Raw genomic sequence first — 11342 nt, 5'->3', positions numbered from 1 at the left:
CAACTCGCCACGTTCGCAGACCACCACGACACGCAGCAAACCCCGATACACCAGGGCCGTCGCCTCTCATGAGAGATCCAAACGGTGGAGAACACCTGCACGCCGACCACGTCGCGGGACTGCCCGGGGTGCTGCGGGGCCGATCGGTGGGCGCGATCGAGACGACGTCCTTCGAAGAGCCCGCGGACCAGGCCGAGTTCGTACGGAGAACGGCGGCCGGACGGCACATCCCGATCACCCGGGCTGTCGCGGGCGAAGAGCGACGCGCCGGTCCGCTCTCCTGGCAGGTGCTGTGGCCGCCACCGCAACAGGCACCGGAACAGGCACCGGAACAGGCACCGGAACAGGCACCGGTCCAGGACGGCCCGAACGACGCGAGTGTCACCCTGCTCGTCCGGACCGCCGGGCTGCGAATCCTGCTGCTCGGGGACCTCGAACCCCCGGCCCAGCAGGAGCTGTTGAGATCACCGGCGGCGGCGCTGCTGGGACATGTGGACGTCCTCAAGGTCGCCCACCACGGCTCGGCGTACCAGGACCCGGACCTGATACGCAGGGTGGCCCCGCGACTGGCGCTCATCTCTTGCGGTGAGGACAACCCCTATGGGCACCCGGCCCCCAGCACGGTCGCGGCGCTGCGCGCGCTGGGCGCGGTGGTCCTACGGACGGACCTGGACGGGGCCCTGGCGGTGGAAGGCGCGGGGGGCGCGCTGCGAGTCATACGGGACTGAGGGCGACATGGGACTGAGGACGACATGGGGCTGGGGATGACACGGGACTGGGGATGACACGGGACTGGGGATGACGTGGGATTGGTGGTGACCCCGGACCTCCCCGGCGTCGAGCCAAGCCGCCGCAGGCGTTTCGCAGGGGTCGGCGTGAGACTGGTGGCATGAATCCCGCACAGGTTGATGCCTGCCTCCGCCGGCTGGGAGTCCCGCGCCCGGCCCTGCCCACCGTCGATGTTCTGCGCGAGCTGCACCTGCGCCATCTACAGACCGTGCCCTTCGAGAATCTGTCGGTTCATTTGGGAGAGGAGATCGTGCTGGAGGAGAAGCGGCTGCTGGACAAGGTCGTGGGCGCGGGCAGGGGCGGGTTCTGCTACGAACTGAACGGACTGTTCGGCGCGTTGCTCGCCGCGCTGGGATTCGAGGTCGCGCTGCTGGCGGCGCGGGTCCACGGGGACGGCGGGCACCTGGGAATCCCGTACGACCATCTCGCGCTGCGGGTACGGGCGGAGGACGGGAGTGTGTGGCTGGCCGACGTGGGGTTCGGGACGCACAGCCACTATCCGCTGGCCTATGAGGAGAGGGGCGAACAGGAGGATCCCGGCGGCACGTTCAGGGTCGCCGCGTCAGCCGGTGACGGGGACGTCGGGCAGACGGACCTGGACGTGATCCGGAACGGAAAGCCCGAGTACCGGCTGGAGGTGCGGCCCCGGGTGCTCGGTGACTTCGTGGCCGGGGCGTGGTGGCACAGCACCTCGCCCGTGTCGCACTTCACCCGGTCACTGGTGTGCTCGCGGCTCACGGAGGACGGCGGAAGGATCACGCTCAGTGGTCGGAGTCTGACGGTGACGGGAGCGTACGGGAAGCGGGAGGTGCGTGAACTGGTCGAGGACGACGAGGTGTTGGCGGTGTATCGGGAGCGGTTCGGGATCGAGCTGGAGTCGGTGCCGACGCTGCGTGAGTTCGCGTGAGGGGGTTGTCGTACCGGAACATGTCCTCGTGAGTGATGTGAGACATGTGCTGGTGCTGCCCGACCGTGACGCGGCCGAGGAGGCGGCGGAGGTGCTCGGAGAGCGCTTCGCCCTCGACGAGGAACCGCAGCTGGTGCGGGACGCGCTGGCCGGCGAGGACGATGCCGAGGACGCGCAGTGGCTGCTCGTGCTGCGGGACGAGCAGGGACGGCTCGACCCCGGTGAGCTGGACGCGTTCGCGGGGGAGTGGGACGGCTGGCGCGAGGAGCCGTAACAGTCACGGGCGCACGCTCATCTCCAGGGCCCACCGCTCCCACCGCCATCCACCCCCACCGCCATTCACCCCCTCCACCATTCACCCCTCCGCGATCCGCCCCTTTCGCCATCCACCCACTCCGATCCCCCCGCCCCCCCGCTCGTTGTCAGTGCCGCGTGCGATGCTTTACGAGATGGCCAAGAAGACTGCGAATGACGACCCTCTCGCCCCGGTGACCCTTGCCGTGGGCCAGGAGGACCTCCTGCTCGACCGTGCCGTGCAGGAGGTGGTGGCCGCCGCCAGGGCCGCCGACGCCGACACGGACGTACGTGACCTGACCTCGGATCAGCTTCAGCCCGGCACCCTCGCCGAGTTGACCAGCCCGTCGCTCTTCTCGGAGCGCAAGGTCGTGGTCGTACGCAACGCGCAGGATCTGTCGGCCGACACGATCAAGGACGTGAAGGGGTATCTCGGGGCGCCCGCCGAGGAGATCACCCTGGTGCTGCTGCACGCGGGCGGGGTCAAGGGCAAGGGGCTGCTCGATGCCGCGCGCAAGGCGGGTGCGCGGGAGGTGGCCTGTCCCAAGATGACGAAGCCGGCGGACCGGCTGGCGTTCGTGCGGAGCGAGTTCCGGGCGACCGGCAGATCCGCGACGCCGGAGGCCTGTCAGGCGCTCGTCGACTCCATCGGCAGCGATCTGCGGGAGCTGGCGTCCGCCGTCTCCCAGTTGGCCGCCGACGTCGAGGGGACCATCGACGAGGCGGTCGTCGGGCGGTACTACACGGGGCGGGCCGAGGCGTCGAGCTTCACGGTCGCCGACCGGGCCGTGGAGGGCCGGGCGGCGGAGGCACTGGAGGCGCTGCGGTGGTCGCTGTCCACCGGGGTGGCGCCGGTGCTGATCACCAGCGCGTTGGCGCAGGGAGTGCGGGCGATCGGGAAGCTGTCGTCGGCGCGTGGCGGTCGGCCGGCGGATCTGGCGCGGGAGCTGGGGATGCCGCCGTGGAAGATCGACCGGGTGCGGCAGCAGATGCGGGGCTGGACACCGGACGCGGTCTCCGTCGCGCTGCGGGCGGTGGCCGAGGCGGACGCGGGAGTGAAGGGCGGTGGGGACGATCCGGAGTACGCGTTGGAGAAGGCGGTCGTCACGATCGCCCGGGCCGCCCGGTCCCGGGGACAGTCCTGACCCCCTGCCCCCAGTCAAGGGACGAGCTGCTCTCAGCCAGGGGATGAGCTGCCCTCAGTCAGGGGACGAGCTGCCCTCAGAGCTTGTCCTCAGTCGGAGGACGAGCCGGCCACGCACCTGGCCGGAGAAACAGCAATGCCCCCGAAGTGGGTCCGGGGGCACTGTACGTGGCGTGGCGACCACGATGTCTGTCCGTGAATCGAGGTAGAGGGCTCGACGTTGTCCTCACGGTGGATTGCTACTGGTCCGGTCCGCGCGAGCGCGGGCCGAGGCAAGTGCGGAAGGATCAGCCCTTGAGCGCGGTGACCTTGGAAGCAAGCGCCGACTTCTTGTTGGCGGCCTGGTTCTTGTGGATGACGCCCTTCGAGACGGCCTTGTCGAGCTGACGCGCGGCAGCGCGCTGGTACTCGGTGGCCTTCTCGACGTCACCCGCGGCAGCGGCCTCGCGGGCCTTGCGGATCGCGGTCTTCAGGGAGGACTTGACGGCCTTGTTGCGCAGCCGAGCCTTCTCGTTGGTCTTGATCCGCTTGATCTGGGACTTGATGTTCGCCACGAAATGAGCCTTTGCAGGTTCTGGCACGGGGCCGCACGGGTCCCGGGCCGATGATTTTTCTTGGGGTGTGTCTCCTGCGTGAGAGGGCATGAGACACAGCCACCCAGGCTACCAGCAGCGTGTCGGCCCACCCAAACCGGCTTCCGCGGGCCCATCGGTTACCGGCTCGCACCGGCCCAAACCGGACCGCACCTCCCACGCGTGGGACCATGGAGCCTACGTATCGATCCGACCCGAGACCGCAGACACTGCGGACGCCTCAAGAATCAGGACCCTGCGTGCCCGCGATCCCCAGCCATGTGCCCGAGCCGAGCCGTACCGACCCGGCGCTGATCCGCAATTTCTGCATCATCGCGCACATCGACCACGGCAAGTCCACCCTGGCCGACCGGATGCTCCAGCTGACCGGAGTGGTCGACCAGCGGCAGATGCGTGCTCAGTACCTCGACCGCATGGACATCGAGCGCGAGCGCGGCATCACGATCAAGTCCCAGGCGGTGCGTCTGCCGTGGGCCCCCACCGACGGGGGCGACGGCAGTGCCACCCACATCCTCAACATGATCGACACCCCGGGGCACGTCGACTTCACGTACGAGGTCTCGCGGTCGCTCGCCGCCTGCGAGGGCACCGTGCTGCTGGTGGACGCCGCCCAGGGCATCGAGGCCCAGACCCTCGCCAACCTCTACCTGGCGATGGAGAACGACCTCACGATCATCCCCGTACTGAACAAGATCGACCTGCCGGCCGCGCAGCCCGAGAAGTTCGCGGAGGAGCTGGCGAACCTGGTCGGCTGCGACCCCGACGACGTGCTCAAGGTCTCCGCGAAGACCGGGCTCGGTGTCGACGCGCTGCTGAACAAGGTGGTCAAGGAGATCCCGGCGCCGGTCGGCAACGCGGACGCGCCCGCCCGCGCCATGATCTTCGACTCGGTCTACGACTCCTACCGCGGTGTCGTGACGTACATCCGGGTCATCGACGGACAGCTCAACAAGCGTGAGCGGATCCGGATGATGTCGACGAACGCCACGCACGAGCTGCTGGAGATCGGCACCAACTCGCCGGAGATGCTCGGGGCGGACGGGCTCGGGGTCGGCGAGGTCGGCTATCTGATCACGGGTGTGAAGGACGTCCGGCAGTCCAAGGTCGGTGACACCATCACCACCCTGAACAAGGGGGCGACCGAGGCGCTCGGCGGGTACAAGGACCCCAAGCCCATGGTCTTCTCCGGGCTGTATCCGCTGGACGGCTCGGACTATCCGGAGCTGCGCGACGCCCTGGACAAGCTCCAGCTCAACGACGCCGCGCTGGTGTACGAGCCGGAGACCTCGGCGGCGCTGGGCTTCGGTTTCCGGGTCGGCTTCCTCGGGCTGCTGCACCTGGACGTGATCCGGGAGCGGCTGGAGCGCGAGTTCGGACTCGACCTCATCGCGACGGCACCGAACGTGGTGTACCGCGTCGAGATGGAGGACGGCAGCGAGCACACCGTCACCAACCCGAGCGAGTTCCCCGAGGGGAAGATCGACAAGGTCTTCGAGCCCGTGGTGCGGGCGACGATCCTCGCGCCCTCGGAGTTCATCGGTTCGATCATGGAGCTGTGCCAGACCCGGCGCGGCACCCTGCTCGGCATGGACTACCTCTCCGAGGACCGGGTGGAGATCCGCTACACCCTGCCCCTCGCGGAGATCGTCTTCGACTTCTTCGACCAGCTGAAGTCCAAGACCCGCGGCTACGCCTCGCTGGACTACGAGCCCACCGGCGAGGTGGCGTCCAGCCTGGTCAAGGTCGACATCCTGCTGCACGGCGACAAGGTGGACGCCTTCTCGGCGATCACGCACAAGGACGCGGCGTACTCGTACGGCGTGCGGCTGGTCGCCAAGCTGCGGGAGCTGATCCCGCGGCAGGCCTTCGAGGTGCCCATCCAGGCCGCCGTGGGCTCCCGGGTCATCGCCCGCGAGACGATCCGCGCCATCCGCAAGGACGTCCTCGCCAAGTGCTACGGCGGTGACATCTCCCGCAAGCGGAAGCTGCTGGAGAAGCAGAAGGAGGGCAAGAAGCGGATGAAGATGGTGGGTTCCGTGGAGGTTCCCCAGGAGGCGTTCATCGCGGTGCTCTCCAGCGACGACAGCGGTGGCGGCGCCAAGAGCAAGAAGTAGGAGCAGGAAGCAGCAACAAGTAACGGGCCTGTACACCGGGATTCCGGAGGGGGCCGAGGCGTTTTCCGGGGCCCGTCGCGCGGTGGCGCGGCGGGCCCCGCGTTCTGGCTCTGTAGGAAGCGACAGTCCGCCGCCCCTTACGCACCGGCCGGTCGCGCCTTACTCTGATCACTGCTCGATAGTTACTCGCGAGTTAAACAACAGCCGTAGCACTGAGCCAGCCGCACCGTCGCGGGCCCCGGAGGATGTCGTGAGCGACACACAGACCCTGATCGAGAACCGTCCGCCGTCCGTCGCGGGCCTCTTCCTGGAGCGGGTGGCGGCCACGCCGGACGCCGAGGCGTACCGGCACCCGGTGCCCGCGGCCTCCGGCGAGGGCCCCGACGACTGGAAGTCGCTGAGCTGGGCGCAGGCCGCCGAGCGGGTCTTCGCCATCGCGGCCGGACTGATCGAACTGGGCGTACAGCCCGAGCAGCGGGTGGCGCTCGCCTCCGCCACCCGGATCGAGTGGATCCTCGCCGACCTGGGCATCATGTGCGCCGGCGCCGCCACGACCACGGTCTATCCGCAGACCAACGCCGACGAGTCGACGTTCATCCTCGCCGACTCCGGCAGCAAGGTCCTGATCGCGGAGGACGCGGCGCAGCTCGCCAAGGCCGTGGAGAAGCGCGCCGAGCTGCCCGAGCTGACGCATGTCGTGGTCATCGACCCGACCGGCGTCGACACCGCGGAGACCGGCGACTGGGTGCTGAGCCTGGCCGAGCTGGAGCAGCGCGGTGCCGCGTACCTGGAGAAGAACCCGGAGGCGATCAAGGAGCGGATCGCGGGCATCACCAAGGACCAGCTCGCGACGATCATCTACACCTCCGGCACCACCGGCCGCCCCAAGGGCGTCCGTCTCCCGCACGACAACTGGTCCTACCTCGCGAAGGCCATCGCCGCGACCGGGCTGCTCGGCCCCGAGGACGTGCAGTACCTGTGGCTGCCGCTGGCGCACGTCTTCGGCAAGGTGCTCACGTCCGGGCACATCGAGATCGGGCACGTCACCGCCGTAGACGGCCGGCCGGAGAAGATCATCGAGCAGCTGCCGATCGTGCAGCCGACGTACATGGCGGCCGTTCCGCGCATCTTCGAGAAGGTCTACAACGGGGTCGCGGCCAAGGCGCGGGCCGGCGGCGCCGCCAAGTACAAGATCTTCCAGTGGGCGGCGGAGGTCGCCCGCGAGTACGCCAAGGTGACCCAGGACAACTTCCGCCGCACCGGTTCGGCCACCGCGCCCTTCGGTCTCGCCGCCAAGCACAAGGTGGCCGACGCGCTGGTCTACGCGAAGATCCGCGAGGCCTTCGGCGGCAAGCTGCGCGCCTGTGTGTCGGGCAGCGCGGCGCTCGCGCCGGAGATCGGCTACTTCTTCGCCGGCGCCGGCATCCACATCCTGGAGGGCTACGGCCTGACCGAGTCCTCCGCGGCCTCCTTCGTGAACCCCGGTGAGGCCTACCGCACCGGCACGGTCGGCAAGCCACTGCCCGGCACGGAGGTGCGGATCGCGGACGACGGCGAGATCCTGCTGCGCGGCCCCGGCATCATGGAGGGCTACCACGGGCTGCCCGAGAAGACCGCCGAGGTCCTGGAGGCGGACGGCTGGTTCCACACCGGCGACATCGGCGAGCTGTCCCCGGACGGCTATCTGCGCATCACCGACCGCAAGAAGGACCTCATCAAAACGTCCGGCGGCAAGTACATCGCGCCGAGCGAGGTCGAGGGCCAGTTCAAGGCCGTGTGCCCGTACGTCTCCAACATCCTGGTGCACGGCGCCGACCGGAACTTCTGCACCGCGCTCATCGCCCTCGACGAACCGTCCATCCTGGACTGGGCGAAGGAGAACGGCCTCGAAGGCAGGTCCTACGCCGAGGTCGTCGCCGCCCCCACGACGGTCGCCCTGGTCGAGGGCTACGTCACGGAGCTCAACGAGGGTCTCCAGCGCTGGCAGACCATCAAGAAGTTCCGTCTCCTCCCGCGCGACCTCGACGTGGAGCACGGCGAGATCACCCCGAGCCTCAAGCTCAAGCGCCCGGTGGTGGAGCGGGAGTACAAGCACCTGATCGACGAGATGTACGCGGGCTCACGCGAGGCCTGACCGGTCGGCGCCGGGGGCGCGGACCTAACGGCCGTGTCCCCGCTGCATCTCCCGCACCAGCCGCTCCATCTGCCGTACCTGGTGCCGGAGTTCGACCACCTCGTCGACGCTGCTCGCCGCCATGCGGGCCTCTATCTCCTTGAGCCGCAGGGCCAGTTCGTCGAACTGGCCCTGTTCGCGTGCGAGCATCCGCTCCAGTTGCAGGTTCTTGCGGTGCAGGTCGAGGAAGACGGTGACCTTGGCGCGCAGCACCCAGGGGTCGAAGGGCTTGGTCAGATAGTCCGCCGCGCCGGTGGCGTAGCCCCGGAACGCGTAGCCCGCGTCCGAGTCGCTGCCGGTGAGGAAGATGATCGGGACGTCCTTGGTCTGGTCGAGGCGTTTGATGTTGGCCGCGGTCTCGAACCCGTCCATGCCCGGCATCCGGATGTCCAGCAGGACGACGGCGAAGCTCTGCCGCAGCAGCGCCTTCATCGCCTCCTCGCCCGAACGGGCGCGTACCAGCGGCTCGTTGAGGGACGCGAGGACCGCCTCCAGGGCGATCAGGTTGTCCTCCATGTCGTCGACCAGGAGGATGCTGGCGCGTTCTGCGGTGGCTTCCGCGGTGCTCATGGCGACGGTGCCTCGCTCGTGGTCCCCGGCTCCTCCCCGGTCACGGCCTCGGGGTCCAGGAGTGCGCAGACGACGGTCAGCAACTGGTCCACGTCCACCGGCTTGGGCACGTAGTCGTTGGCGCCCCGCGCGATGGACTTCTCCCGGTCGCCGGGCATCGCCTTGGCGGTGAGCGCGACGATGGGCAGCCCGGTCCAGCGCGGGGCGCGGCGGATGGCGGCGATGGTCTCGTAGCCGTCCATCTCCGGCATCATGATGTCCATCAGCACGAGTTCGACGTCGGGATTGCGCTCCAGGGTCTCGATGCCCTCGCGGCCGTTCTCCGCGTAGAGCACCGGCATGCCGACGCGGCCCAGGACATGGGTGAGCGCGAACACGTTGCGGATGTCGTCGTCCACGATCAGCACCCGCCGCCCCGGCAGCACCTGACCGGCCCGGCCGGCCTTCCACGCCTCCAGTTTGGTGGGCGTCGGCCAGGAGTCGTCCACCTCGTGCCCGGTGAACGCCTCGGTGGTCAACTGCTCGTCCATGGCGGGCAGTTCGCGGTCCTCGGAGGTCCGCCCGTTCGCCGTGTGGCCGGGGCTGACGACGGGGACGTACAGCGTGAAGGTCGAGCCGCTGCCCGGCTCGCTCTCCGCGACGATACGGCCGCCGAGCAGCCCGGCGATCTCCCGGCTGATCGACAGCCCGAGGCCCGTGCCGCCGTACTTGCGGTTGGTGGTGCCGTCGGCCTGCTGGAACGCCTCGAAGATCACCGGGAGTTTCTCGGCGGCGATCCCGATGCCGGTGTCGGTGACGGCGAACGCGATGACCTCGTCACTGTCGTGGGAGTAGCGGTGGTCGGGGTCCTCGACCCGGTTGACGCGGAGTTCGACCCGTCCCGTCGCGGTGAACTTGATGGCGTTGGACAGCAGGTTGCGCAGGATCTGCTGGAGCCGCTGCTCGTCCGACCACATCTCGCGCGGTACGTCCTCGCCGACCGACACCTCGAAGGCGAGCCCCCGGTCCAGGGTGAGCGGGCGGAACGTGGCGTGGACGTAGTCCAGGAGCTTGATGAGGGGCAGCCGCTTGGGGCGTACGTCCATCCGGCCGGCCTCGATCTTCGACAGGTCGAGGATGTCGTTGATGAGCTGGAGCAGGTCGGAGCCGGAGCGGTGGATCGTGGTCGCGAACTGCACCTCCTGGTCGGAGAGATGGCCGTCCGGGTTGTCGGAGAGCAGCCGGGCCAGGATCAGCAGCGAGTTGAGCGGGGTGCGCAGCTCGTGGCTCATGTTCGCCAGGAACTCCGACTTGTACTGGGAGCTGGTCGCCAACAGGGCTGCCTTCTCCTCCAGTTCGGCGTTCGAGCGCTGCAACTCGGCCTGCTGCTTCTGGAGTTCGTCCGAACGTTCCTGCAACTGCATCGCCAGGCGCTGGGACTCGCCGAGCAGGGACTCCGTACGGGAGTTGGCGATGATGGTGTTGATCGCCACCCCGATGGTGTTCACGAACTGGTCGAAGAAGGCGAGGTGGACGTCGGAGAAGCGGGAGAAGGAGGCCAGTTCGATGACGCCGAGGAGCCGGTCCTCGAAGATGATCGGGATGATGACCACGCTCGCCGGGGCGGCCTCCCCGAGCCCGCTGTTGATCTTGATGTAGTCCGGCGGGGCCTCCTCCACCAGGATCCGCTTCTTCTCCCGCGCCGCCTGCCGCACCAGCCCGTGCACCGGCATCCCGCCCGTGTCGACGGTCGCGCCCTGCGCCGAGCCGTACCCGGCGATGAAGGCAAGTCCCTTGGCGGGAATGGCCGTTCGCAGGCTGTCGTCGTCCGGGTCGGCCAGGAAGAACGCCCCGTACTGCGCGTTCACCAGCGGGGTCAGCTCGCGCAGGATCAGGTCGGCGACCTCCATCAGGTCCCGGTGGCCCTGCATCAGCGCGGCGAGGCGGGCGAGGTTGGACTCCAGCCAGTCCTTCGCGCGGGTCGTCTCGCGGAGGTTGGCCACCATCAGGTTGATGTTGTCCTTCAGCTCGGTGACCTCGCCCTGCGTCTCCACCGTGATCGAGCGGGACATGTCGCCCTGCGCCACCGCCGAGGCCACCTCGGCGATGGCGCGGACCTGGGTGGTGAGGTTCAGCGCGAGTTCGTTCACATTGGTCGTCAGCCGCTTCCAGGTGCCGTAGACGCCCTCCACCCGTGCCTGGCCGCCGAGTTGGCCCTCGGAGCCGACCTCGCGGGCCACCCGTGTGACCTCGGAGGAGAACGAGGAGAGGGTGTCGACCATCGTGTTGATGGTGGTCTTCAGCTCCAGGATCTCGCCGCGCGCGTCCACGTCGATCTTTTTCGACAGGTCGCCCTGCGCCACCGCCGTCGCGACCTGCGCGATGTTGCGGACCTGCGACGTCAGGTTGTCCGCCATGTAGTTGACGTTGTCGGTCAGATCCCGCCAGACCCCCGAGACGCCCAACACCTGGGCCCGGCCGCCGAGTCGGCCGTCCGTGCCGACCTCGCGGGCCACCCGGGTCACCTCGTCGGCGAAGGCGCGCAGCTGCTCCACCATCGTGTTGACGGTGTCCTTCAGTTCGAGGATCTCGCCGCGCGCGTCGACGGTGATCTTCTTCGACAGGTCGCCGTTGGCCACGGCGGTGGTCACCTGGGCGATATTGCGGACCTGCGACGTCAGGTTCAGGGCCATGAAGTTGACGTTGTCGGTGAGGTCCTTCCAGACCCCGCTGACGCCCCGCACCTGCGCCTGCCCGCCGAGGTTGCCCTCGGTGCCGA

The 11342-nt window shown here is 68.7% G+C and carries 8 protein-coding genes and 1 pseudogene; 6 read left to right on the top strand and 3 right to left on the bottom strand.

Going from position 1 to position 11342, the window contains the following annotated elements; all coding sequences use genetic code 11:
• Positions 1 to 92: 92 nt before the first annotated feature.
• The 4 genes and pseudogenes from ACIQPR_RS30650 to holA form a co-directional block, all read left to right on the top strand.
• A pseudogene (locus ACIQPR_RS30650) lies at positions 93 to 728 on the top strand (ComEC/Rec2 family competence protein); the annotation flags it as partial.
• 161 nt (positions 729 to 889) lie between these two features.
• The gene (locus ACIQPR_RS30645; protein WP_403654816.1) at positions 890 to 1696 is read left to right on the top strand and encodes an arylamine N-acetyltransferase; all 807 of its coding nucleotides are present in this window, start codon (positions 890 to 892) and stop codon (positions 1694 to 1696) included.
• A 28-nt stretch (positions 1697 to 1724) separates the two neighbouring features.
• Complete coding sequence (locus tag ACIQPR_RS30640) at positions 1725 to 1970, top strand: hypothetical protein (protein WP_403654814.1); 246 nt, start codon at positions 1725 to 1727, stop codon at positions 1968 to 1970.
• Between the two features lie 175 nt (positions 1971 to 2145).
• On the top strand, positions 2146 to 3135 hold the full coding sequence (gene holA, locus ACIQPR_RS30635) for a DNA polymerase III subunit delta (RefSeq protein ID WP_403654812.1): 990 nt from the start codon (positions 2146 to 2148) through the stop codon (positions 3133 to 3135).
• Between the two features lie 286 nt (positions 3136 to 3421).
• On the opposite strand, the gene rpsT is transcribed toward holA, so the two are convergent.
• Positions 3422 to 3688 (bottom strand): 30S ribosomal protein S20, encoded by a 267-nt coding sequence (gene rpsT, locus ACIQPR_RS30630; RefSeq protein ID WP_019074070.1) that lies wholly within the window; start codon positions 3686 to 3688, stop codon positions 3422 to 3424.
• A gap of 278 nt (positions 3689 to 3966) precedes the next feature.
• Between rpsT and lepA the strand changes: the two genes are divergently transcribed.
• Both lepA and ACIQPR_RS30620 read left to right on the top strand, forming a co-directional pair.
• Positions 3967 to 5841, top strand: coding sequence for a translation elongation factor 4 (gene lepA / locus ACIQPR_RS30625; RefSeq protein WP_403654810.1), 1875 nt, complete (start codon positions 3967 to 3969; stop codon positions 5839 to 5841).
• Positions 5842 to 6091: 250 nt separating this feature from the next.
• Positions 6092 to 7975 carry an AMP-dependent synthetase/ligase gene (locus tag ACIQPR_RS30620; protein WP_403654808.1) on the top strand — a complete coding sequence of 628 codons (1884 nt, stop codon included), beginning with the start codon at positions 6092 to 6094 and terminating at the stop codon, positions 7973 to 7975.
• 24 nt (positions 7976 to 7999) lie between these two features.
• On the opposite strand, the gene ACIQPR_RS30615 is transcribed toward ACIQPR_RS30620, so the two are convergent.
• Entirely contained in the window at positions 8000 to 8584 is a 585-nt protein-coding gene (locus tag ACIQPR_RS30615; protein WP_403654806.1) for a two-component system response regulator, read from the bottom strand.
• On the bottom strand, positions 8581 to 11342 hold a 2762-nt coding region (locus ACIQPR_RS30610), incomplete at its 5' end, for an ATP-binding protein (RefSeq protein ID WP_403654804.1). The genes ACIQPR_RS30615 and ACIQPR_RS30610, both read right to left, overlap by 4 nt.

Origin of the sequence: Streptomyces sp. NPDC091280 (assembly GCF_044768565.1) — a bacterium.
GTDB lineage: Bacteria > Actinomycetota > Actinomycetes > Streptomycetales > Streptomycetaceae > Streptomyces.
The sequence above is the reverse complement of the archived record's forward strand: the minus strand, read 5'-3'. Positions and strand labels throughout refer to the sequence as shown.